We start from the raw sequence: 24,665 nt of genomic DNA, 5'->3' as shown, positions 1-24,665 counted from the left end.
AGACAAGATTTAGAACTGGTAGGTCAGACCCAGCGCAACGATGTTGTCGGTACCGATGCCTGCCTGGCGAGTGAACTGGTTGTCGTCGAGCAGGTTGATTTTGTAATCCACGTAGGTGGACATGTTTTTGTTAAAATAGTAGGTCGTGCCAACATCGATGTATTTAACCAGATCCTGGTCGCCGAAGTTTTCGATGTCTTTACCTTTGGACTGCAGGTAAGCAATGGATGGGCGCAGGCCAAAGTCGAACTGATACTGAGCCACAACTTCGAAGTTTTGCGCCTTGTTTGCAAAACCGTAGATGTCGCTGCGATTACCGTTAGAGGTACCGAAGCGGGTTGCGTTATAGGTCTGAGAATACTGTGCAGCAAGGTAAATGTTGTTCGCGTCGTATTTCACACCACCGCTGTACACTTCAGCGCGGTCGCCTTCACCGTATACGCCAGCCGCATTCTGGTCAGCGGTACGACGTGAAGAGGACATTGCGCCACCCACGCTGAAGCCTTCACCCAGATCGTAAGTCAGGGACGCGCCGTAGCCGTCGCCGTTCTGGTTCAGCAGGCTGCGACCGCTGGTGTTTTCACCGCTTACGCTGCCGTTTTTGCCCTGATACTGCAGAGCAAAGTTCAGGCCGTCAACCAGACCAAAGAAGTCCTGGTTACGGTAGGTCGCAACGCCGTTTGCACGAGACTGCAGGAAGTTGTCGGCACCGTAGGTGTCGCCGCCGAATTCTGGCAGGACGTCGGTCCAGGAGGTCACGTCGTAAATTACGCCGTAGTTACGACCGTAATCAAAGGAGCCTGCTTCAGCAAACTTCAGACCTGCAAACGCCACACGGGTCCAGGACTGGTTGTCGCCTTCGTCTTTGTTACCCTGAATCTGGTATTCCCACTGGCCGTAGCCGGACAGCTGGTCGTTAACCTGGGTTTCGCCCTTGAAGCCGATACGCATGTAGGTTTTATCGCCATCTGCGCCAGCGTCATCAGAGAAATAGTGCAGACCTGTTACTTTACCGTACAGATCCAGCTTGTTACCGTCTTTGTTGTAAATTTCGGCAGCGTTAACAACGCCTGCTGCCAGCATGGAAGTGACTGCCACTGCAACTAATTTAAGTTTCATCTTAAATGTTCCTTATAATTTTTTTTGAGTATTTCCTGAACCACTGTAAACGATTTCTAAACGAGGCTGTTCGTCAATGGCATGCTATTTTTAAAAATCTCGTAGTCTTATTTCAATAATAAGTTTCAAAATATTAGAGATAATTTCAATTAGTGTGATCTCGATCGTGCAAAAAGGCGATTATTCAAACAATGCGACCGAATTTCATACGATTGATAATTGTGTATTCTGCGGGACTATTGCTATCGCTATAATTTCTGCGTGTTTTAGTCTATTGCGTTAGATTTCGGTATTGTCGATGCTTTGAGGGGGTTATTATTATTGTTTTGACTTAAGAACAGTAGGTTAGGGGTAAATCACGACGTATATTGCGAATATTGCCATGAACACGTCAGAAATGAATTATTGCATTTAATGCTATCCATGACGTTAATATTCGCAGTTAATTAATTTCATGGTGTTGTCAGTTTGTGTCAATTATCTTTTCGGCCGTTTACAGAAGACGGTAAATATAAACCGAATTTAAACGGAAATGCGATAATTATGATAAATATTGCGAGGAGCGATCACACTTTAAATTTATGTTAATTATGTTGCCGGGCTGAAATTCGCCCGGCCGTTAGAGAAGCATTATTTTCTTGTTGCGTACCAGCAGAGCAACGACCCGGCGCAGACCATCAGCGCGCCTTGCCAGAACGAGAATGAGAGGGGCGAACTCAGCACTGCGGCGGCAAGCGCGGCGGAGAGGACAGGGGTAAAATAGGATACGGCAGCGAGTACCGTGACGTTACCGTGAAGGATGCCAATATTCCATGCGGCGTAACCAAATCCAAGCGCAATACCGCACATGACCAGTTTCACGACCACCGGAAGCGTGAACACCATCTCGGGCTGATCGCTCAGGAAATATTTCACCCACAGGCTCAGCGCGGTCAGTAAAACAAACAGGGTAATGCCGTTTTGTCCTTTCGCAAATTTGCTGGTGACCGTGCAGTAGGCGGCCCAGATAAATGCCCCGGCAAACGCCAGCGCGTAGCTCAGCGGGCTGGAGACGATATTGCGGGTTATTTCATCGAGATGTAAACCCTGTTCACCGCCCAATACCCAGCATACGCCCAGCAATGAGACGGCTAAGCCGGGGATCACCCACAGGGTCGATTTCTGCCCGTTGAACAAGATGGCAAACACAATGGTCAGGCTTGGCCAAAGGTAATTGACCATGCCCACTTCAATAGCCTGCGATCGCGTGGCGGCATAACCCAGCGACAGCGCCAGGCATATTTCGTAGCTGACAAATAAAACGCTGCCGGCAATAAGATAGCGGGGTGAAAACCGCCTGATATCAGGAAATCCTACCGTCACCAGACACAGTAATCCGCTCAGCGTGTAGATCATTGCCGCACCGCCTACCGGGCCGAGTCCCTCACTCACGCTGCGAATAAGGCCGACCATGGTGCTCCATAACAGTATTGCCGCCAGCCCAATAAGCGTTGCTCTCTTTCTGTCCATTACTTCGCCATTGCAATAAAAATCAGAGGAAAAATGTATCGCATTCATCCTGACGCTGTCGCCAATTATTCTCTTAAACCGTTAATCAAAAAGGAGTATTTAAAGGTTCCGGGGGTGACTATTAAGGGGGTGAAGGCAGATGACCTTGATTTGACGCAAAAAAAACAGGGGCTTTGCTGTTAGTTTGCGGCGCGAAGTCTTATATGAAAACGAGGACAACAATGGACGTCAGCCGCAGACAATTTTTTAAAATCTGCGCGGGCGGTATGGCCGGAACAACGGCAGCCATGCTGGGATTTGCTCCCAAAATGGCGCTGGCTCAGGCACGCAACTATAAGCTGCTGCGCGCAAAAGAGATCCGTAACACCTGCACATACTGCTCCGTAGGTTGTGGGCTTTTAATGTATAGCCTGGGCGATGGCGCGAAGAACGCCAGAGAAGCGATTTACCATATTGAAGGGGATCCGGATCATCCGGTGAGCCGCGGAGCGCTTTGCCCGAAAGGGGCGGGGCTGCTGGACTACGTTCACAGCGAAAACCGCCTGCGCTACCCGGAATACCGCGCGCCGGGTTCCGACAAGTGGCAGCGTATTTCCTGGGATGAGGCCTTCTCCCGTATTGCCAAATTAATGAAAGCCGACCGCGACGCCAACTTTATTGAAAAGAACGCCCAGGGCGTAACGGTTAACCGCTGGCTTTCCACCGGGATGCTGTGCGCGTCTGCGGCGAGTAATGAAACCGGCATGCTGACGCAAAAATTTGTGCGCTCTCTCGGCATGCTGGCGGTAGACAACCAGGCGCGCGTCTGACACGGACCAACGGTAGCAAGTCTTGCTCCAACATTTGGTCGCGGTGCGATGACCAACCACTGGGTTGATATCAAAAACGCTAACGTCGTGGTGGTGATGGGCGGTAACGCCGCGGAAGCCCATCCGGTGGGGTTCCGCTGGGCGATGGAAGCGAAAAACAACAACGATGCGACGCTTATCGTCGTCGATCCGCGCTTTACGCGTACGGCATCGGTGGCCGATATCTATGCGCCGATCCGCTCCGGTACGGACATTACGTTCCTGTCCGGCGTGCTGCTGTACCTGATCGAAAACAACAAAATTAACGCGGAATACGTTAAGCACTACACCAACGCGAACCTGCTGGTGCGGGATGATTTTGCCTTCGATGACGGGCTGTTTAGCGGCTATGACGCCGAAAAACGCCAGTACGATAAAACGTCCTGGAACTATCAGTTCGATGAAAACGGCTATGCGCTGCGTGATGAAACCCTGACGCACCCGCGCTGCGTGTGGAACCTGCTGAAACAGCACGTTTCCCGCTATACGCCGGAGGTGGTGGAAAACATCTGCGGCACGCCGAAAGCGGACTTCCTGAAGGTGTGTGAAGTGCTGGCCTCCACCAGCGCCGCCGACAGAACCACGACGTTCCTGTACGCGCTGGGCTGGACGCAGCACACCGTCGGCGCGCAGAACATCCGCACCATGGCGATGATCCAGCTGCTGCTCGGCAACATGGGCATGGCGGGGGGCGGCGTAAACGCGCTGCGCGGGCACTCCAACATTCAGGGGCTGACCGACCTCGGTCTGCTCTCCACCAGCCTGCCGGGCTACCTGACGCTGCCGTCGGAAAAGCAGGCCGACCTGCAAACGTATCTTGAGGCCAATACGCCGAAAGCGACGCTGCCGGACCAGGTGAACTACTGGAGCAACTATCCGAAGTTCTACGTCAGCCTGATGAAATCCTTCTACGGCGACGCGGCGCAGAAGGAGAACGACTGGGGCTTTGAGTGGCTGCCGAAGTGGGACCAGGCTTACGACGTCATCAAGTACTTCAACATGATGGATAAGGGCGACGTCACGGGGTATATCTGCCAGGGCTTTAACCCGGTGGCCTCCTTCCCGGACAAGAACAAAGTCGTTCGCAGCCTGAGCAAGCTGAAGTACATGGTGGTTATCGATCCGCTGGTGACCGAAACGTCCACCTTCTGGCAGAACCATGGGGAATCAAACGATGTCGATCCGGCGTCGATTCAGACCGAAGTGTTCCGCCTGCCGTCCACCTGCTTTGCGGAAGAGGACGGTTCTATTGCCAACTCCGGCCGCTGGCTGCAGTGGCACTGGAAAGGCCAGGATGCGCCGGGCGAAGCGCGTAACGACGGCGAAATCCTGGCCGGGATTTACCATCGCCTGCGCGAAATGTACCGCACCGAAGGCGGCAAGGGCGCTGAGCCGCTGCTGAAGATGGGCTGGAGCTACAGGCAGCCTGACCATCCTGAGTCAGAGGAAGTAGCCAAAGAGAACAACGGCGTGGCGCTGGCGGATCTCTATGACGCCAGCGGCAACCTGGTGGCGAAGAAAGGCCAGCTGCTGAACAGCTTCGCGCTGCTGCGCGATGACGGCACGACGGCGTCGTCATGCTGGATCTACACCGGCAGCTGGACGGAGCAGGGCAACCAGATGGCCAACCGCGACAACGCCGACCCGTCCGGGCTGGGCAATACGCTGGGCTGGGCATGGGCGTGGCCGCTGAACCGTCGCGTGCTGTACAACCGCGCGTCTGCAGACGTAAACGGTAAGCCGTGGGATCCGAAACGCATGCTGATCCAGTGGAACGGGGCGAAGTGGGCGGGGAACGATATCCCGGACTACAACACCGCCGCGCCGGGCAGCAACACCGGGCCATTCATCATGCAGCCGGAAGGGCTGGGACGCCTGTTTGCCCTCAACAAGCTGGCGGAAGGGCCGTTCCCGGAACACTACGAGCCGATGGAAACGCCGCTGGGCACCAACCCGCTGCATCCAAACGTGATCTCCAGCCCGGTAGTGCGTATTTACGAAGACGACGTCCTGCGCTTAGGCAAAAAGGACAAGTTCCCGTACGTAGGGACGACCTATCGCCTGACCGAGCATTTCCATACCTGGACCAAGCACGCGCGGCTTAACGCCATCGCGCAGCCGGAACAGTTTGTGGAGATCAGCGAGACGCTGGCGAAGGCGAAAGGCATCGCCAACGGCGACCGCGTGAAGGTAAGCAGCAAGCGCGGCTTTATTCGCGCGGTGGCGGTGGTGACGCGTCGTCTCCAAAGCCTGAACGTGCACGGCCAGCAGGTGGAAACCGTCGGGATCCCGCTGCACTGGGGCTTTGAGGGCGTGGCGCAGAAAGGCTACATCGCCAACACCCTGACGCCAAACGTCGGCGATTCCAACTCGCAAACGCCGGAGTACAAGGCGTTTCTGGTCAACATCGAGAAAGCGTAAGGAGCGATTAAATGGCGATGGAAACACAAGACGTTATCAAACGCTCCGCGACCAACCCGATTACCCCCGCGCCCCGCGCGCGGGACTACAAGGCAGAGGTCGCCAAGCTTATCGACGTCTCCTCCTGCGTGGGCTGTAAGGCCTGCCAGGTGGCCTGCTCGGAGTGGAACGATATCCGCGACGAGGTGGGGCACTGCGTGGGGGTCTACGACAATCCGGCGGATCTGAGCGCCAAATCCTGGACGGTGATGCGCTTTAGCGAAACCGACCAGAACGGCAGGCTGGAATGGCTCATCCGTAAAGACGGCTGTATGCACTGTGAAGATCCGGGCTGCCTGAAGGCGTGCCCGTCTGCCGGCGCAATTATCCAGTACGCCAACGGGATCGTCGACTTCCAGCAGGACAACTGTATCGGCTGCGGATACTGCATCGCGGGCTGTCCGTTTAATATCCCGCGCCTCAATAAAGAGGATAACCGGGTATATAAATGCACCCTGTGCGTGGACCGCGTCAGCGTCGGGCAGGAGCCTGCGTGCGTGAAAACCTGTCCGACCGGGGCGATCCACTTCGGCACCAAAAAAGAGATGCTGGACGTGGCGCAACAGCGCGTGGACAAGCTGAAAGCGCGCGGCTACGAGAATGCGGGCATTTATAACCCGCAGGGCGTGGGCGGTACGCACGTGATGTATGTGCTGCACCATAACGACCAGCCGGAGCTGTACCACAACCTGCCGAAGGATCCGGCGATCGATACCTCCATCAACCTGTGGAAAGGGGCGCTTAAGCCGCTCTCGGCGGCGGGCTTTATCGCCACCTTTGCCGGACTGATTTACCACTACATTGGGATCGGGCCAAACAAAGAGGTGGATGAGGACGAGGAGGAGCATCATGAGTAAGTCGAAAACGATCGTGCGCACGAAGTTTGTTGACCGCGCCTGTCACTGGACGGTCGTGATTTGCTTCTTCCTGGTGGCGGTGTCGGGGATTTCGTTCTTCTTCCCGACGCTGCAGTGGCTGACCGAAACCTTCGGCACGCCGCAGATGGGGCGCATTCTGCACCCGTTCTTCGGCGTGCTGATTTTCGTGGTGCTGATGTTTATGTTCGTGCGCTTTGTCCATCACAACATCCCGGACAAGCAGGATATCCCGTGGGTGAAAGGGATCGTCGAAGTCCTGAAGGGCAACGAGCATAAGGTCGCGAAGGTGGGAAAATACAACGCCGGGCAGAAGATGATGTTCTGGACCATCATGAGCATGATTTTTGTGCTTCTGGTGACCGGCGTGATTATCTGGCGTCCGTATTTTGCGCACTATTTTCCGATTCAGGTGATTCGCTACGCGCTGCTGATCCACGCCACCTCGGCCATCATTCTGATCCACGCCATCCTGATCCATATGTATATGGCGTTCTGGGTAAAGGGATCGATTAAAGGGATGATTGAAGGGAAGGTGAGCCGCCGCTGGGCGCAGAAACACCACCCACGCTGGTATCGTGATGTGGAACGACTGGAAGCGAAACAGGAAAGCACGGAAGGAATGAAGTAAGACCTGCGCCGTCGGCTTTGCCCGGCGGCGCTGAGTTTGCGCAGACAGGGCAAATGCCTGACCGGCTGGCGTCATGTATTAGTCAATAAACGATCAACTGCCGCTATAACGTCATGACGTGCGTTGCGTAAGTTACAAGCAAAGTCTTTAGGATTTATTTTGTTATTGTTAAGGTTGGTTATCATTGGCGAATAAATCAGAAATGTTTCAAAATCGATATTTACGCCTGGAGCCAGATGGCTCTGCCATAACGGTAATTTATTATTTCTCGCGAGCGGCACAATGACGCGCGTGGCAAGATCATCATAACAATCATCCTGAATGAGCATATAATAGGGAAGCTTATCCCGGGTGGCCGCAGATGTATTTCGGAAAACATTAAATTGTCTCAGCATTAAAGCACCCTGAAAAACTCATCATCAGTAATGGTTCCATGTTTTTCGACAAACTCATTCATTGAGCGGATAAATGAACGATCCGCTTCTGATGACTGACGCGGGTCAGCGGAGTCTGGTGCGGTGTTGCTCGACGGTTTTGCCGATTTTATGCGTTGGGAGGGTGTGTGCTCTGCTGGGTATGTCATAGTATCTCCTTTGTTGGTGCGGTCATTATCAACCGCAGCCAACAAAAAACAATACCGTATCCCCTGGTAATCTACATTCTGCGAGGCGTATTCCAGTAATTTCAGAACCGCTCCTCCACATACCGGAACGGATATTTTGTGGGTTTGACTTTACCAATTTTACGTTTCGGTAAATCCACTTTTTCGACGTGAATTTCTTTATAGGGGATTTGGGTGAGCAGGTGAGAAATAATATTCAGACGCACGCGTTTTTTATCTTCTGAACGCGCTACAAACCACGGCGCCCAGGCGGTATCTGTCGCTTCAAACATGGCGTCGCGCGCGAGAGTATACTCGTCCCACAAGTTAAAGGACTTAATATCCATCGGCGATAGCTTCCATATTTTACGACCATCGTTAATACGGTCGCGCAGGCGGCGCTCCTGCTCTTTAGGCGTGACCTCCAGCCAGTACTTCAGCAGGATAATCCCGGCATCCACCATCGCTTTTTCCATCACCGGCGCACCATCAAGAAACTTCTCAACCTGCTCGGGGGTGCAGAATCCCATTACCCGCTCGACACCCGCGCGGTTGTACCAGCTGCGGTCGAAAATGACGATCTCCCCGGCGGCAGGCAGATGGGGAACATAACGCTGAAAATAGAGCTGGGTTTTCTCTTTCTCGGTGGGTGCAGGGAGGGCAACAACGCGAAACACGCGAGGGCTGACGCGTTCGGTGATCGCTTTAATGGTGCCGCCTTTACCCGCTCCGTCGCGTCCTTCAAAAACAATACACACCTTTAGCCCTTTGGCGACGACCCACTGCTGGAGCTTAACCAGTTCAACGTGGAGGCGACGTAGCTCTTGTTCGTACTCTTTGGTCTTTAACGGAGCATTCTTTACGACATCAACAGCGACACTGGTTTTCTTTTTGCTTCCCATGATGGTCATCCTCAGATTGTCCGGCGCGGAAAAAAGCGAGGCCGCACTATGAAGTGTAATCCACCTGAATTAATGGATTAACCTGCCAGCCAACGGATTTGAACTGGCTCACCATACAAGATTATTCAATAATGTCCGTCGCGTGTGATTAACCAGTGGTTGAAGTATGAAAAAGACAATTTTTTCGTTGGCGCTTGGCACATTTGGCCTGGGAATGGCCGAATTTGGCATTATGGGCGTGTTAACCGAGCTGGCACATGACACCGGTATTTCGATTCCCTCCGCCGGGAATATGATCTCGTTTTATGCGTTCGGCGTAGTGATTGGCGCCCCGATTGTGGCGCTGTTCTCAGGCAAGTTTTCGTTAAAGACCACGCTGCTGTTTCTGGTGGCGATGTCCGCTGTCGGCAATGCCCTGTTCACGTTTTCCACGTCCTATTTATGGCTGGCGGTGGGGCGGCTGATTTCCGGCTTTCCGCACGGGGCTATTTTTGGCGTCGGGGCGATTATCCTGTCTAAAATTGCGCCTCCGGGTAAGGTGACGGTCGCGGTGGCTGGGATGATCGCCGGCATGACCGTGGCCAACCTGATGGGCGTTCCGCTGGGGACCTGGCTCGGGCACCAGTTTAGCTGGCGCTATACCTTTTTTCTGATTGCCGTGTTCGATGCGCTGGTGATCCTTTCGGTTCTGCTCTGGGTGCCGGACATCCGCGACACATCAGAAATCAAATTAACCGAGCAGTTCCACTTTCTGAAAAAACCAGAACCCTGGCTTATCTTTGCCGCCACCATGTTTGGCAACGCCGGGGTGTTCGCGTGGTTCAGCTTCGTTAAGCCGTTTATGGTCAACGTCTCCGGTTATTCAGAAGGGATGATGACGGCCATCATGATGCTGATGGGGCTTGGCATGGTGTTGGGCAATCTGCTGAGCGGTAAGCTCTCGGGGCGTTTTAGCCCTCTGCGCATTGCGGCCACCACCGACATGGTGATTGTCGCCTCGCTGCTGCTGCTTTTCGCCTTTGGTGAACTGAAAACGGCCTCGCTGATCATGGGCTTTATCTGCTGTGCCGGGCTGTTCGCGCTCTCTGCGCCGCTACAAATTCTGCTTCTGCAAAATGCGAAGGGCGGTGAGATGCTGGGGGCGGCAGGGGGACAGATGGCGTTTAATCTCGGCAGTGCGATTGGCGCGTACTTTGGCGGGATGACGATCGTCCTCGGCTTTAGCTGGCGTTACGTCACGCTGCCGGCGGCAATACTCTCTTTCTCAGCCATGAGTGCACTGCTGATCTACGGTCACCTGCGGGCCAGACGGGCTCAGGCTAACGCTCGCGCGCTAGCCTGACAGGCTTCAGGCAAGCCAGGGCTCACCCAGGGTCAGCATCAGGCGGTTGGCCCAGGCGAAGAACGCGGCGGACTGCACCAGATCGAGCTGCGCTAAGGTATCCAGCCCCTCTTTTTCCAGCGCGGCCAGGTGCAGCGGCGTGGCGGCAGGCGGCGTGACCGACAGCGCCGCCGCAAAATCGATTTCCGCCTGCCAGCGTGCGGATTGCCCCTCGCTCAGGGACCGCCCCGACCGCACGGCCAGCAGGGCTTCTACCGCCGCGTCATCCTTTGACAGCTGGCTGGCTTTACGCGCATGGACAGATGCGCAGTAAATGCAGCCGTTGATTTTACTGGCGACCGTTGCGGCCAGCTCGCGCTCGGCGCGCGGCAATCCCCCCGATGTATAAAAAATGCCTTTATCCGTTAACGTGCGCTGTTCAAGCACCGGCAGGTTGCGCGCCAGCAGGCGGAAGTACTCGGAATCGGTATGGCCAAATTTCGCCAGGATGGCAACCTCATCGTCACGGAAATCCGCCAGCGGTTTGGCCGCTATCCACGGTTCCCATCCCAGCTCCTGCTGGGTGAACGCGACGGGGGCCGCCTTTCCGGTGACCGTTGTTGCGGTCGTGTGCCAGATGCCTGCCGCCACCGGCGCATCGCTTTTGGCGACGGGCCTGTCATTCAGCAGCCGCAGCCCGGTGATGAGTCGGCTCTGGAAGCTCACAAACGCAATAAGCTGCGCCAGGGTAACAATGCCTTCCTTGCTCCATCCCGCCTGGGTCAGCGCCTTTAACGCTGCGGGCGTCGCTTCGACGGGGGAGAACGTCAGCAGGCGCGCGAAGTTCAGCGCCGGGGTCAGGCGTTCTGAGGTGGGATCGGCCAGGCCAAACCCCGCATAGTGCGCGGCCAGCGCCTCCGCGCTGTGCCACCTGGCGACTTTTGCCGCCACGGCGAAGCGCTCGTCGAGTGCAAAATCAGCATTCTGCTGGCTAAAGAGAATTTCGTAGCTGCCCTGCGCGTGGCGCGTGGCGGCATCACGCGTGGCGCGCGCCTCTGCCAGAGGGGAACCGGGTTTAATTTCCGCCAGCTCGGCGAGAATGTCCTGACTTAACGACATAGGTGTCTCCTCAAAGGATGTGGGGGGCAATACGTTCGGCGATCAGTTCGATGGACCGCAGCGTGTCGCGATGCGAGGGTTCGACCGAATGGACCTGGAATGAGATATCCGTGGCGCGCCTGAGAATGGAATCAGCATTCAGCGAATGCAGCACCGTGTCGGGCGAACCAATATGCGCGTCAAACTGGCGGCGATAATCGGTGACGTTGTCACCTTTAACCACGTGCCCGGCAGCGCGATGCTGCTGGGCCTGTTTCGTGAGGCCCGGCGTTGCGACCCTGAGCGCATAGTCGTCGCTGTCGGCGACGAACGCCGTACGGGAGGCCAGAATGCGCGGTGCGATGCCCGCAGGCAGCGCCTCAAGGTAGGCATCCACAATCGGGTTCTGGATCTCGTCGAGCGTTAAATCCAGCCGATCTGCCGGGCGCGGCTGCGTGCGGGAGAGCATTAAACCGTGTCCGGCCCGGGCGGCGCGAACGGCTCCGTCAACAGAGAAGGTGGCAATCCAGATACGGTCGGCCAGCTGTGGCGCAGGCGGGTAAAGGTGGTTATCCGGATGGGTAAGCGAATCCCCGCGCCAGGCGCTTTGGATCACATGCAAATGGTCAGCAAACGCCGCGCCGCGCTCCTCGAACGTCAGTCCGAACGGCAGAAATGAGGTCGGTGTGCCGCCCGAACCAAAACCGACCTCAAGACGGCCATCGGCGAGTAAATCGAGCACGGCGGCATCTTCCGCGACGCGCAGCGGGTTTTCCATCGGCAGGGTGATGATGGCCGTGCCCAGCCGGATGGTTTCGGTATGCGCGGCTACGTGCGCCAGAAACAGCAGCGGCGACGGCAGGCCGCCTTCACTTTCGTGGAAGTGGTGCTGGGCAATCCAGGCGCTGTCAAAACCGTGGCGTTCGGCGTGGCGGATCTGTTCAGTTGCCAGACGATAGCGCTCCTTCGGCGCAGCGTCGTCAAGCAGGCGGGTGAAAAATCCCAGGCGTTTTCGCGTCATGCGAACTCCTCCGTAGCGGGTGAAAAATGGGGAATGGCGTCAATCAACTCGCGGGTATAGTCGTTCTGCGGCGACGCGAATAAAGTTCCGACGTCGCCCTGTTCGACCACCTGACCGCCGCGCAGCACCGTGACGCTGTGGGCGATCCGGCGGACGGTTGACAGATCGTGCGTGATAAAGAGGTAGGTCAATCCCAGCTGCTGCTGCAGCTGCTGAAGCAGAGCCAGGATCTGCGCCTGTACGGTGACGTCCAGCGCGGAGGTGGCTTCGTCCAGCACCAGAATGGTCGGCTCCAGGATCAGCGCCCGGGCAATGGCAACGCGCTGGCGCTGTCCGCCTGAAAGCTCCCGGGCGGTGCGGGTCAGGAATTCGACGGGCAGGGCAACCCGCTGCGCCACCGTCTCCACCCGGAGCTTTCGCTGCGCCTTACTGAGTCGAGAAAAGTTCTTCAGGGGCTCCTCGATGATCTCGAACAGCGTCTGTCGCGGGTCGAGAGAGGCAAACGGGTTCTGGTAGACGAACTGGATCTTCTGGCGCAGCTGACGGCGGGCCTCGCGGCTGAGCGTGGTGGCATCAATATCATCAATGATGACCTGTCCGCTGTCGGCCTGTTCAAAACCCAGCAAAATACGGGCGAGGGTGGTTTTCCCGGAGCCGGATTCACCGACCAGCGCATGCGTGCTGCCGCGCCTGACGTCAAACGTCACCCGATCCAGCGCCTGAAGCTGATGACCTTTGCCCAGGGAGAATTGCTTGCTGATGGCGCGGGCGCGAATGGCCGGCGACGCGAGCGGGCGACCGGCTACCGGGGCGATGGTCAGGCGCTGGCCCTGGAGATCGCTCAAGAGCTGGCGGGTGTAGGCGTGCTGCGGCGTGCGGACGATATCGCCGGTGTTGCCCTGTTCCTGAACCTCGCCATCGCGAAACACCAGCAGCCTGTCCGCGCGCTGTGCGGCCAGCGCCAGATCGTGGGTGACAAACAGAACGGCGGTACCCGACTCCCGGCGCAGGATATCCAGCAGATCGAGAATACGTTTTTGCACCGTAACATCCAGCGCGCTGGTGGGCTCATCGGCAACGATCACGTCCGGACGCAGGGCAATGGCGATGGCAATCAGCACGCGCTGTTTCATCCCGCCGGAGAGCTGATGGGGATACTGCGTCATGCGCTGTTCGGGGTGGCTCAGGCCGACCTTTGTCAGCAGGGCGAGCACCTGCTCGTCGCGCTCGGCGCGGGTCACCTTCTGGTGGAGCTGAACGATCTCTCCGACCTGCGCCCCGATGGTCTTCACCGGGTTGAGCGAATTGCCCGGATCCTGCGGTACCAGGCTAATTCGCGCCCCGCGAAGGGTATCGAGGCGCTTCGCGGACCATCGGCTAATCTCCTCCCCGTTGAGCGATATTTTTCCCGCATCACGCCGGGCGTTATCGGCCAGCAGGCCAATGATCGCCTGCGCCGTGGTCGTCTTGCCGGATCCGGATTCGCCGACGAACGCCAGCATTTCCCCTCGTCCGAGCGTGAAGCTGACGTTATGCACCACCTCTCGCCACTGGCGAGCGGAACGGTAGCTAATCGTCAAATTTTCCACTGAGAGAACGGTCATTAGCGACCTCCGCTGAACTGTTGGCTGATGCGGTTGGTGGCCAGCACCACGGCGATGACGACCACGCCGGGGAAGGTGGTGAGCCACCAGGCGGTAGAGAGATAGTTACGACCTTCGGCAATCAGTAAGCCCCATTCCGGCACCGGCGGCGGGGTGCCGTAGCCGAGAAAGCTCAGCGTGGAGAGCGCCAGGATGGCCTGACCAAACTGCAGCGTGGCAAAGGCCAGGACGGCGGTTAACGCGTTGGGCAGGATGTGTCGCCACAGCACGGCGAAAAACGTCCCGCCGCTGCCGAACGCCGCTTCGACATAATCCGTATGGCGGATACGCACGACTTCACCGCGCGCGAGGCGGGCGAAGCTGGCAATGGAGGCAACGCCGACGGCAATCGCGGCGTTAACGGTGCCAAAACCGAGCAGAATAATCACCGTCAGCGAGAGCAGCAGAGACGGGATGGAGAGCAACACGTCGACGAAGCGCATCAGCAGAGACTCGACGCGCCCGGCGAACGCTCCGGCAATCACCCCTAAGCCGGTGCCGACCACCAGCCCCATCGTCACGGCGGCCAGCGCCGCGCTCAGGGAATGGGAGGCGCCATATACGATACGCGTGTAAACATCGCGGCCAAGCTGATCGGTCCCGAGCCAGTGACCGGCCTGCGGTGCCAGGCGCTGTGCCCCGGCGATGCCCTCAATCGGGCTGTAGTGGGTTAACAGGCCGGGCGCTACGGCGGCAAAAGCGGCGAGAATAATCACCCCCCATGCCAGCCACAGTCCCGGCTGCCATTCCACTCCCTGCCAGGCAGGAACGCGTTTTCGCGCGGCGGCAGCGTAATCGACCAGACTCATGATGCACCTCCGGTAACGGTTTGCAGACGGGGATCCAGCAGCGGCATCAGCAGATCCACCAGCAGATTGATCAGGACAAAACCGAGGGCGGAAATCATCACTACCGCCTGAAGTACGGCGATATCCTGGTTATTCACCGCCTGCTGGGTCAGCTGTCCGAGCCCGCTGCGGCCAAAAACGGTTTCGGTGATCAGCGCCCCGGCAATCAGCTCGCCCAGCAGCAGCCCGGCAATGTTCAGGACCGGCAGCAGGGCGTTGCCGGTCACGTGACGCCACAGGACGGCGGTTTCACTCAGCCCTTTGGCACGGGCGACGGCGACAAAAGGCTGCGTCGCCACCTGGTCCAGACTGCGCATCAGAATTTGCGCCAGCGGGGCGGAGATCGGGATCGCGACGGTCACGATCGGCAGGATCAGCCCCTGCAGCGGCGTCGGGTTAATCACCGGGATCAGCCGCAGCTGAAAAGAAAAGAGCTGGATGAGGGCAATCCCCAGCCAGAACGTCGGTAAGGAGATAAACAGGACCGGCAGAGACTGAAGGGTATTGCTCAGCCAGCGCAGACCCGGCAGACGCGATGCAAAGGCCAGCGCAAAGGCCAGCAGGACCGCGAGTACAAACGCGGGCAGGGCGAGGCTCAGGGTATCCGGCAGATTGCTGGCAATCAGCTCGCTGACCGGCACGCCGGCCTGTAGCGAATAGCCGAAATCCCCGCGCAGCATTGCCAGCAGCGTGTGGCCGTATTGCTGCCACAGCGGGCTGTCCGCGCCGTAGGCCACGCGCATCTCCTCGATTTGCGCCGGGCTTAAGCCCAGGTCCGGGTTCTGAAATTTAATCAGCACCGCGTCGCCCGGCAGCACCTGGAGCAACACGAACGAGAGGGTAAAGGCGGCCCACAGTACCAGCAGCCCGTGCCCAAAGCGTTGAAGAAGTGCGTGGCGCATCGTCAGCTCCTCAGTGTTTCTCAATCCACGCGCCGTAGAACGACGGGCGGCCTACCGCTTCAAAATTGACGCCTTTCAGCCACGGCGCACCGGCAAAGACCTGCGGCTCTTCGAAAATCGGAATGACGTAGGCGTTATCCAGCAGGTAGCGCTGGGCGTCCCCCGCCAACTGCAGGCGTTTTTGCGGGTCGACCTCAGCCGAAATGTTCACCAGCAGCGCATTCAGCCTGTCGTCACGGAAGTTTTTGACCTTGTCGCTGGATCCGCCTTTTTGCAGCAGCGCGTCGCGGTTAGCCGGGTAGAACATGCTTTTCACCACGTCCGGATCGGCGCGGCCCACTTCGGAGACGGTTAACGGGGTTTTCAGCGGGTCAAGGTTATCCAGCGTGCGGCTGCCTGCGTCTCCGGCTTTGACGCTCAGCGCCACGCCCACCTGGCGCCACTGCTGGGCAACCAGCTGCAGCACCTCTTTGTTTTGCGGCTGCGGCAGGGATTCATACACCGTCAGCGCCAGACGTTGGCCGTCTTTGGCGCGGATCCCGTCGCCGCCTGCTTTCCAGCCCGCCTCGTCCAGCAGCTGGTTGGCTTTTGCCGGGTCAAAGGTCAATTTGTCGCTGAGATCGACAAAGCCTGCGGCGGAACCGGCAATCACGGACTTCGCCTGCGGATAGTTGGCCGAGAAGAGGGTCTCGACCACCTGTTTTGCATTGGTGGCATGCAGCAGCGCCTGGCGAACGCGAATATCGGAGACCAGCGGGTTATCCGGGCGGAAGCTGATGCTGTCGTTCACCCCGCGCGTCGGGGCGGCGTAGATCTTATAGCCCTGATCGGTCGCCTGCTTTTCGTCATACGCCTGCACCTGGCGAATAAAGTCGGCCTGACCGGCCAGCAGGGCGCCCACGCGCACGCTGTCTTCCTGGGTCACGATAAACTTGATGCCATCGAGATTGGCTGGCCCCTGCTGCGCCAGATTTTTCGGCCCCCACTGGTAGTCTTTGCGCGCTTCGAGCGTCACTTCACGACCCAGCTTCTCGTCCTTCACCACAAACGGGCCGGAACCAATGATGTGGCGGGCATCTCCCAGCTCTTCGAAGTTGCGCTTCAGCGTGCTGAGCGAGACCAGACCCGAGCCAATGGTGGCGGTGCCCTGCAGGAACCCCGGCGACGGTTTTTTGAAGTAGAACTTCACGGTCAGCGGGTCGATGACTTCGCTGCGATCGTAGTTATTGATCACTTCTGACACCGGCAGGCGCTGCGCCTTATTGCCTGAACCGTAGGTATCAAAGTTTTTCGCCACGGCGTTGGCGTCCAGCGGCGTGCCGTCGGAGAAGGTGATGCCGGAACGAAGCTTAAAGGTGTATTCGGTTTTATCGGCGTTGGTGGTCCAGCTTTCGGCCACCCAGGGTTCCACCTGCAGCGTTTTTGGGTTCTGCCACGTCAGTTTGTCGGTGATTTGATTCAGAATGCCGCCGTTCGGGTAAAAGCCACCGGCAGGCGGATAGAGGTTGGTGTGCGCCTGTTGCTCCAGATAAATCAGCGTGCCGCCTTTGACGGGCGCATCTGCGGCCCAGGCTGCGGTTGTCGCCAGAATCAGCGCCGTCAGCAGTGGCAGACGAAATGGGGTTTGCATGGTGAATTCCTTTGTTATCTTCTTGTTAGCGTCGGATTCATCATCGGGCGCGGGGGAAAACAAGGGAACAAAGGAATTAAGATAAGGATTGCCGGAAAATGGCTATAAAAAAACCGCCCCAGCGAGGAGCGGTAATGAAAGATGAACGATTATGAACGTAGGTCGATCACCATACGGCCGCGGATCTGGCCCTGTTCCATCTCTTTAAAGATGGCGTTGATGTCCTCGATTGGACGCATCGTGACTTTCGGCACCACCTTACCTTCAGCGGCGAACTGGAAGGCTTCCTGCAGATCCTGACGGGTGCCGACCAGCGAACCCACCACCTGGATGCCGTCCAGCACCAGACGCGGAATGTCGAGGCTCATCGCTTCCGGCGGCAGGCCAACGGCGACCACGCGGCCACCGGCACGCACGGCGTCAACGGCGGAGTTAAAGGCGGCTTTTGCGACGGCAGTAACGACTGCGGCATGCGCGCCGCCGGTTTTCTCCTGCACAATTTTCGCGGCGTCTTCGCTGCGGGAGTTGATGGTTAAATCTGCACCCATGCTGGCAGCCAGCTTCAGCTGTTCGTCGTTAACGTCGAGAGCGATGACTTTGGCGTTAAAGACGTTTTTGGCGTACTGCAGCGCGAGGTTGCCCAGCCCGCCCAGACCGTAAATCGCGATCCACTGGCCTGGTTTGATTCCGGACACCTTCACCGCTTTGTAGGTGGTAACGCCGGCGCAGGTGATGCTGCTGGCCGCAGCGGATTCCAGACCGTCCGGCACTTTTACGGCGTAATCCGCGGTGACGATGCACTCTTCCGCCATGCCGCCGTCAACGGAGTAACCGGCGTTTTTCACGTCGCGGCACAGGGTTTCGTTGCCGGTATTACAGTATTCGCAGTGGCCACAGCCTTCAAAAAACCAGGCCACGCTTGCGCGGTCGCCGACTTTCAGCGACTTCACGCCGGGGCCGACTTCTTTTACGATACCAATCCCTTCGTGGCCCAGGATAACCCCAGTTTTATCGCCGAAATCACCGTTCTTCACGTGGAGATCGGTATGGCATACGCCACAGCATTCCATCTTCAGCAGGGCTTCCCCGTGCTTTAGCGGGCGTAAGGTTTTTTCGGTGATATTGACCTGATGATCCTGAGTGACAACAGCAGCCTTCATGTGTATCTCCTTGTTCATGATGAGTATCTGCATAGCAGGTGTAATACCCCTCAAGGATTAGTGGTTTGGCGCTGTAATGCAAGGCAACGGCAACATAATGTCATTATTTAATCCATTTTCAGAATAAGAATACGGCGTTCCTCTAATAATTTAGGGGGAAAATACTGGCCCGACGAGAGACTCGCCGGGCGCAGACTTACAGCTGTGCCTCTATCTCCTCAATCTCTTTACGCCATTGCGCCTGCAGCTGCGGCTTTTGATGCTTCGGCTTACGCGCCAGATCGTCTTCCAGCAGCGCTTCCAGCGCGACCAGCCGTTCGAGCAGATCGTCATACGGCGAGGGTTGAACCGTCGCCGCGTCGATGGCGGGCGCGGTGGATGTCGCCAGCCCCGCGCTTTCACGCAGGCGCTCAAACACCGCTTCTGCATCGTGCCACTCGCTCAGCTTTCCCTCTTCAATCAGCCAGAAACGGTTGCAGCTTTGGCTAATTAACTGACGGTCGTGGCTGACCAGCAGAACGCCGCCTTCAAACTGCTGAAGGGTTTGCGCCAGCGCCTCTTTGCCTTCCATGTCGAGGTGGTTGGTCGGCTCATCCAGCATCAGCAGGCTGTAGCGGGCAAGCGTCAGGCCAACGAACAGCAGGCGCGAGCGCTCGCCGCCGCTGAGCGTGCTGACCGTTTGCCCGTGACGCGCCCACGGGAAACCCGCGCTTATCAGCGCCATTTTGCGGTTCTGCGGATCCGGCGCGAAAGGCTCCAGCGCGTCGAGCAGCGTGGCGTTGTCCGCAAGCTGGTGAAGCGTCTGGTCGTAATAGCCTGGCGACACGCGCGGATGGATTTTCAACCCGCTGTCTGTGGTCTCATCGGCAAACTGTTGCCAGATAAGCCTCATCAGCGACGATTTGCCGCAGCCGTTACGACCGACAATCGCCACGCGATCGCCGCTTTTTAGCCGCGCCATTTCGATGCTGAACAACGCCGGCAGGCCAGGTGCAGGAGGCACGTCGAGATTTTCCATTTCCAGCAAACGGTCGGCCCGCAGCGCGTCGCCGCGCAGGGTTAACGTCCACGGGCTGCCTGCCGTGAGCGCCGTCTGGCTCTCCTTCAGCCGTTCGACCTGTTTTTCCATCTGTTTGGCTTTGCGGGCAAGATCTTCGTTGTCGTAAACCTTGCCCCAGGTCGCCAGCCGCTTCGCGCTGGCGGACACGCGGTCGATCTCCTTTTGCTCCGCCTTGTGGCGCTGCGCGTCGCTTTCATCCTTTGCTTCAAGCGCCTTGCGGGCGGCCGTGCAGGGAAGGGCGAAGTAGTGCAGCGTTTTATCGCGCAGGATCCAGCTGCCGTTAGTGACGGCATCCAGCAGCTGTCGGTCGTGCGAGACCAGCACGAAGCTGCCTGACCAGTTCTGCAGAAAGTGTTCCAGCCAGAGCATGGTCGGCAAATCAAGGTGGTTGCTGGGTTCATCGAGCAGGAGCAGATCCGGCTCGTGAATCAGGGCCCGCGCCAGCAGCAGGCGCGTGTGCTGTCCGCCGCTCAGCGTGGCGGATTGCAGCGCCATATCCTGCGGCGTGAAGCCCATGCCTGCCAGCAGCGTTTCGGCTTTCCAGCGCAGGCTATCGCGCTCGGCTAAAGGCAGCTGTGCGAGTACGGCATCCAGCATGGTCAACGGGAAAATGGCGTCCGGGAGATGTTGCTCCACGCGCGCCATCAGGCAGTGCCCGGCCAGCGCGACCGTTCCGGCGGCGGGGGAGTCAGTGCCGTCCAGCACCTTCAGCAGCGTGCTTTTGCCGCAACCGTTGTCGCCCAGCAGGCCAATGCGGTCGCCTTTTTTCAGCGTAAAGGAGAGTGAGTCGAAGAGCGTGCCAAACGCCGTATCAACGCGTAAAGATTGTGCAGTGAGTAAAGTGCTCATTGTTGCTTACCCAAGAGTTACAGGCATGTTTATGCCTCGTCAAACATCGCTGACGATAACTCAGTAAGCCCGAGAGAAGGGATTTCAGGGGTTGGTGTCTTCGCTCAAGCAGAAGTTATCGCAGCACGATACCGATAACGCTTGAGCTGGTGCGATCACCAAATGTATGTGAAACATTGAAAATTTCACAGTACAGCATAATTGGCCTCCTTATATATTCAGTAGGTTAATGGATGAAGGGAGTGTAGCGGGGGGAAAGGAGTTTGGCTAGTGGGGGGCGAATCTAATTCCCTCTCCCTTTGGGAGAGGGTTAGGGTGAGGGGAACATACGGCTGTAGTGGTCATTCCGTTCACTTTATGTTCCTTGCTACTCTGTAACGACATGACCTGTGAACGTGCCAGGGTGGCTCAGTCGCCACCACCCTGGCGACCCGGGCTCCCGGCGGTAAATCGCCGCTTCGCGGTGCCCTCGGCTTATTCCTTCCGGCTTATCGGGGATGGGCTGAGGTAACATCCCTGTAAAGCCCGCCCTCTCGGCGCATCCCTGCGCCTCGCCCCGGCCTGCAGGAAACGCCTCGGCGATTTACAGCCGGACCAGGGCGTGGCTGCAAGTTAATCATTTCGCTTCGAGAATCTGAATCGCTACTGGTTAATGAATTTATTGAAAGTCCCTCTCCCGAAGGGAGAGGGACCGGTCGGAGCGGATTAAATCGAGGTACGACGATAGCTGCGGTATTCAGGTTTCCAGAAGTTGTCGTCGATGGCCTGCTGCAGCGCGTCGGCAGAGGTTTTCACCGCCACGCCCTGCTGCTGCGCCATTTTACCTACCGCAAACGCGATAGCGCGCGACACCTTGTGAATGTCTTTCAGCTCCGGCAGCACCAGCCCTTCACCGTTGTTGACCAGCGGCGAGTAGCCCGCGAGGGTTTCGCTCGCCGACATCAGCATCTCATCGGTAATGCGGGACGCGCCGGAGGCGATCACGCCCAGCCCAATGCCCGGGAAGATGTAAGAGTTGTTGCACTGGGCGATCGGATAGGTTTTATCCTTCCACACCACCGGGTCGAACGGGCTGCCGGTCGCGACCAGCGCGTTACCTTCGGTCCAGGCGATGATGTCCTGAGGCGTCGCTTCCACGCGGGAGGTCGGGTTGGAAAGCGGCATCACGATAGGGCGTTCGCAGTGCTTGTGCATCTCGCGAATGATCTCTTCGGTGAAGAGGCCAGTTTGCCCGGAAACGCCGATCAGAATATCCGGCTTCACGTTGCGCACCACGTCCAGCAGGGAAAGGACTTCGTTGTCGGTATCCCAGTTTTTCAGGTTATCGCGCTTCTGCACCAGCTTGTTCTGGAACGGCAGCAGGTTCGGCATAGCGTCGGTCAGCAGGCCGAAACGGTCAACCATAAAGACGCGGGAGCGGGCCAGCTCTTCGCTTAAGCCTTCGCGCTGCGTCTGGGCGATGATCTGCTCGGCGATACCACAGCCCGCAGAGCCTGCGCCCAGGAAGACGATTTTCTGGTAGCTCAGCTGGCTGCCGGCTGCGCGGCTGGCAGCGATAAGCGTACCCACGGTCACGGCCGCGGTACCCTGGATGTCGTCGTTAAAGGAGCAGATCTCATCGCGATAGCGGTTCAGCAGCGGCATCGCGTTTTTCTGCGCGAAGTCTTCAAACTGCAGCAGAACGTCCGGCCAGCGGTGCTTCACGGCCTGAATGAAATCGTCGACAAACTGATAGTACTCGTCGTCGGTAATGCGCGGATGGCGCCAGCCCATATAGAGCGGATCGTTGAGCAACTGCTGGTTGTTGGTCCCGACGTCCAGCACCACCGGCAGGGTATACGCCGGGCTGATGCCGCCGCAGGCGGTGTAGAGAGAGAGTTTACCGATTGGGATCCCCATCCCGCCAATGCCCTGGTCGCCGAGGCCGAGAATACGTTCGCCGTCGGTCACCACAATCACTTTGATATTGTGGTTTGGCACGTTCTGCAGAATATCGTCCATGTTGTGACGGTTCTGATAGGAGATGAATACCCCGCGTGAACGACGGTAGATCTCTGAGAAACGCTCGCAGGCCGCACCCACCGTCGGGGTGTAGATCACCGGCATCATCTCTTCGAGATGGTTCTGCACCAGGCGATAGAAGAGGGTTTCATTGGTGTCCTGAATGTTGCGCAGGTAGATGTGCTTGTCGATTTCGGTTTTGAAACCCTGATACTGGATCCACGCGCGCTCCGCCTGTTCTTCAATGGTTTCAACCACTTCGGGCAGTAAACCCAGCAGGTTAAAGCTGCTGCGCTCTTCCATGCTGAAGGCGCTGCCTTTGTTGAGCAGGGGGAATTCGAGTAAAACCGGTCCGGCGTATGGGATGTATAAGGAACGATGTTTTTTCAGTTTGTTGTCCATGTCACTCACTCTTTTTATGAAGATCCGTCCCTGACACTGCTGTTTGTCATCTTTCTGGCCTGTGCGATGGGGTGCGGTCAGGCGGTATTATAAAGGAGCTAAATATTAATTACCGCAACACATAAACAAAAACACCATCGGGATTACCGATGGTGTTCTGGATCTCAGTCTGGAACTTACTTGCCGGCGTGGCGTTTTCTGCCGGTGGCGTGAGTGACCTGCGTTTCGTGGTCGCCTTCAATCACCACTTTACGCTGATTTGAAAGCTTGTAATTCAGTCCCAGAATATGGCGTGCCTGACGGTTCGATTTCATGTTAACTCCTCAATCCTGTTGATAGTTTTAAGGACCAGTTTGCTCACGCAAACGAAATGTAACCCCTTAGGTTGCAGATCCAGCTTAGCAGGTTTTTACAAGGGTGCGTTTTGCCCGCTGACGACGTAGTTAATAGTCTGCTGGTAGATGTCACTGAGGATGTCATTATCCGTGGATTCCACCCACTTGGTCAGTTCCATCAAAATGTCATCTTCAGTCACAGCACCGTGCTCGGCGTGAAGACCCTGCGCAATCGCGTTAACGAGTTCAGGTTGTGCTGCTGCAGTATTAGCCGGGTAATAAGTAAACATGCTGCCTCCGTGTCGTTGTCTGTTTAATGGTACGGCTCGCAAAAAATTTAATTCATAAACAGAATGGCAAATATTTTCCCGGTTGTGGTTCAGATTCATCTTAGAAATAAAAATGACATAAGTGCATGCTTTTATGCGCTTTTAAAAGGTGTGGCTATATCGACGGGTAACGGCGGGGATATTTTGGTGGAGCTCCTGCTATCGCGGAAATATAGCAGGAGCCGTTTTTAAATTACCACTTCATTTCGCCAGTATTCACTTTGGCGCTTAATTCCAGCGAGCTTTCATCCGCCAGGCCCGGATACTGTTTTTTCAGGGTGCTGATAACGCCTGCGGAATCTTTATGCTCGGCTAAAGCCTTTTCAAAGCGCTGCAGATAGTCGCGGGTAAATTCAATCGCGCCAGTGCCCGCTGGTGGGGTGCCCAGATAGTGGCCCGGGATCACGCGTTCAGGTTTGTGCGCGGCCATATTCTCCAGCGTTTCCTGCCACTGCTTGCGGCTTTCCGGCGTCTGGGTGTCTGCCGTCCAGACGTGAATACCCCAGGCTACCCCGGTGCCGCCGAGGATCGTTTTTGCTGACGGGATCCACACATAGGCCGCGTAGCTGTCCGGCTGTTCGATGTCGATCTTTTCCCCGTCAACCATGAACGTGGTGGAGGCAAGCACCTGCGGGACGACCAGCTCCGTTGGCGCGCCGTCCTTCATCTGCGGCCCCCAGAAGGCGAGCTTGGCGTCTTTGGTGGCTTTAATATGGTCAACCACATGCTGCGTGGCCACCACTTTGGCATTCGGGAAGGCTTTGACCAGAGGCTGCAGGCCAAAATAGAAATCCGGATCGCCGGAGGTGATCACAATCTTGTTCAGGGTTTTACCGCTGCGGCGAATTTTCTCTACCAGCGCTTCGCCATCCTTCACGCTGAACTGCGCGTCAAACAGCACCGCCTCTTTCGGGCCGGAAACCAGCGTGGAGGAGACCGGGAAAATGCCTTTTTCCTGCGGGTTATAGGTATCAATGGTTAACGGCGCGGCAAAAACCGCAGGAGTGAAAAGGGTGGAAAGCAGGGCAAGGTGAGTGAATTTCATGCTGTTGTCTCTGTTGTTCAGGAATGTCTCTATTGTACGGATATTCTCATTTGCCAGAATTCCTGAAACAAGACAT

At 57.1% G+C, this 24,665-nt stretch carries 21 protein-coding genes; 4 read left to right on the top strand and 17 right to left on the bottom strand.

The features are described from left to right. Positions 1-9: 9 nt before the first annotated feature. Together HB664_RS14420 and yddG are read right to left on the bottom strand one after the other, a co-directional pair. A complete protein-coding gene (locus HB664_RS14420) occupies positions 10-1,119 on the bottom strand; it encodes a porin OmpC (protein ID WP_033145646.1) in 1,110 nt (369 codons plus the stop codon). Positions 1,120-1,749: 630 nt separating this feature from the next. Next, a complete protein-coding gene (gene yddG / locus HB664_RS14415) occupies positions 1,750-2,628 on the bottom strand; it encodes an aromatic amino acid DMT transporter YddG (protein ID WP_033145645.1) in 879 nt (292 codons plus the stop codon). A gap of 221 nt (positions 2,629-2,849) precedes the next feature. On the opposite strand from yddG, the gene fdnG reads away from it, so the two are divergent. The 3 genes from fdnG to fdnI are packed head-to-tail and all read left to right on the top strand — an operon-like array spanning position 2,850 to position 7,442. Further along, a complete protein-coding gene (gene fdnG, locus HB664_RS14410; protein ID WP_219940834.1) occupies positions 2,850-5,897 on the top strand; it encodes a formate dehydrogenase-N subunit alpha in 3,048 nt (1,015 codons plus the stop codon). An 11-nt stretch (positions 5,898-5,908) separates the two neighbouring features. Further along, positions 5,909-6,793: a formate dehydrogenase subunit beta gene (fdxH, locus tag HB664_RS14405; RefSeq protein ID WP_045888248.1), complete on the top strand. Its 885-nt coding sequence runs from the start codon at positions 5,909-5,911 to the stop codon at positions 6,791-6,793. Next, positions 6,786-7,442, top strand: a complete 657-nt coding sequence (fdnI, locus tag HB664_RS14400; RefSeq protein WP_126786925.1) for a formate dehydrogenase-N subunit gamma — start codon at positions 6,786-6,788, stop codon at positions 7,440-7,442. The genes fdxH and fdnI overlap by 8 nt, the downstream gene beginning before the upstream one ends. A 71-nt stretch (positions 7,443-7,513) precedes the next feature. Here fdnI and HB664_RS14395 read toward each other — a convergent pair whose 3' ends face one another. The 3 genes from HB664_RS14395 to ppk2 form a co-directional block, all read right to left on the bottom strand. After that, entirely contained in the window at positions 7,514-7,837 is a 324-nt protein-coding gene (locus HB664_RS14395) for a CcdB family protein (RefSeq protein ID WP_196354331.1), read from the bottom strand. Continuing rightward, positions 7,837-8,025: a hypothetical protein gene (locus tag HB664_RS14390; RefSeq protein ID WP_219939684.1), complete on the bottom strand. Its 189-nt coding sequence runs from the start codon at positions 8,023-8,025 to the stop codon at positions 7,837-7,839. Before HB664_RS14390 ends, HB664_RS14395 begins: the two co-directional genes overlap by 1 nt. Positions 8,026-8,126: 101 nt before the next feature. Next, positions 8,127-8,945, bottom strand: coding sequence for a polyphosphate kinase 2 (gene ppk2, locus HB664_RS14385; protein WP_033145639.1), 819 nt, complete (start codon positions 8,943-8,945; stop codon positions 8,127-8,129). 166 nt (positions 8,946-9,111) lie between these two features. Between ppk2 and araJ the strand changes: the two genes are divergently transcribed. Then, complete coding sequence (araJ, locus tag HB664_RS14380; RefSeq protein WP_219939683.1) at positions 9,112-10,287, top strand: MFS transporter AraJ; 1,176 nt, start codon at positions 9,112-9,114, stop codon at positions 10,285-10,287. Between the two features lie 6 nt (positions 10,288-10,293). On the opposite strand, the gene HB664_RS14375 is transcribed toward araJ, so the two are convergent. The 12 genes from HB664_RS14375 to HB664_RS14320 form a co-directional block, all read right to left on the bottom strand. Then, positions 10,294-11,385, bottom strand: coding sequence for an alkylhydroperoxidase domain protein (locus HB664_RS14375; RefSeq protein WP_219939682.1), 1,092 nt, complete (start codon positions 11,383-11,385; stop codon positions 10,294-10,296). Between the two features lie 10 nt (positions 11,386-11,395). Further along, positions 11,396-12,385, bottom strand: coding sequence for a putative FMN-dependent luciferase-like monooxygenase (locus HB664_RS14370; RefSeq protein ID WP_126327653.1), 990 nt, complete (start codon positions 12,383-12,385; stop codon positions 11,396-11,398). After that, positions 12,382-13,989, bottom strand: coding sequence for an ABC transporter ATP-binding protein (locus tag HB664_RS14365; RefSeq protein WP_219939681.1), 1,608 nt, complete (start codon positions 13,987-13,989; stop codon positions 12,382-12,384). The genes HB664_RS14370 and HB664_RS14365 overlap by 4 nt, the downstream gene beginning before the upstream one ends. Continuing rightward, a complete protein-coding gene (locus HB664_RS14360; protein WP_047060936.1) occupies positions 13,989-14,837 on the bottom strand; it encodes an ABC transporter permease in 849 nt (282 codons plus the stop codon). The genes HB664_RS14365 and HB664_RS14360 overlap by 1 nt, the downstream gene beginning before the upstream one ends. Continuing rightward, the gene (locus tag HB664_RS14355; protein WP_024909556.1) at positions 14,834-15,778 is read right to left on the bottom strand and encodes an ABC transporter permease; all 945 of its coding nucleotides are present in this window, start codon (positions 15,776-15,778) and stop codon (positions 14,834-14,836) included. The genes HB664_RS14360 and HB664_RS14355 overlap by 4 nt, the downstream gene beginning before the upstream one ends. Before the next feature lie 10 nt (positions 15,779-15,788). Next, on the bottom strand, positions 15,789-17,408 hold the full coding sequence (locus tag HB664_RS14350) for a TIGR04028 family ABC transporter substrate-binding protein (RefSeq protein WP_219939680.1): 1,620 nt from the start codon (positions 17,406-17,408) through the stop codon (positions 15,789-15,791). 149 nt (positions 17,409-17,557) lie between these two features. Further along, positions 17,558-18,568, bottom strand: coding sequence for an alcohol dehydrogenase AdhP (gene adhP / locus HB664_RS14345; protein ID WP_033145630.1), 1,011 nt, complete (start codon positions 18,566-18,568; stop codon positions 17,558-17,560). Positions 18,569-18,764: 196 nt separating this feature from the next. Beyond that, a complete protein-coding gene (locus tag HB664_RS14340) occupies positions 18,765-20,477 on the bottom strand; it encodes an ABC-F family ATP-binding cassette domain-containing protein (RefSeq protein ID WP_219939679.1) in 1,713 nt (570 codons plus the stop codon). Between the two features lie 705 nt (positions 20,478-21,182). Then, on the bottom strand, positions 21,183-22,880 hold the full coding sequence (locus HB664_RS14335; RefSeq protein WP_039262819.1) for an NAD-dependent malic enzyme: 1,698 nt from the start codon (positions 22,878-22,880) through the stop codon (positions 21,183-21,185). Positions 22,881-23,056: 176 nt separating this feature from the next. Further along, a complete protein-coding gene (gene sra, locus HB664_RS14330) occupies positions 23,057-23,194 on the bottom strand; it encodes a stationary-phase-induced ribosome-associated protein (protein WP_008501714.1) in 138 nt (45 codons plus the stop codon). Between the two features lie 95 nt (positions 23,195-23,289). Next, positions 23,290-23,505: a biofilm-dependent modulation protein gene (bdm, locus tag HB664_RS14325; protein WP_013096534.1), complete on the bottom strand. Its 216-nt coding sequence runs from the start codon at positions 23,503-23,505 to the stop codon at positions 23,290-23,292. Between the two features lie 232 nt (positions 23,506-23,737). Then, on the bottom strand, positions 23,738-24,589 hold the full coding sequence (locus HB664_RS14320) for a Vmh family MBL fold metallo-hydrolase (RefSeq protein ID WP_219939678.1): 852 nt from the start codon (positions 24,587-24,589) through the stop codon (positions 23,738-23,740). Between the last annotated feature and the right edge of the window lie 76 nt (positions 24,590-24,665).

Origin of the sequence: Enterobacter sp. DNB-S2 (genome assembly GCF_019443845.1) — a bacterium.
Classification (GTDB): Bacteria; Pseudomonadota; Gammaproteobacteria; order Enterobacterales; family Enterobacteriaceae; genus Enterobacter; species Enterobacter asburiae_B.
Note: the sequence above shows the minus strand (reverse complement) of the source record. Positions and strands in the feature narration are given on the sequence as shown.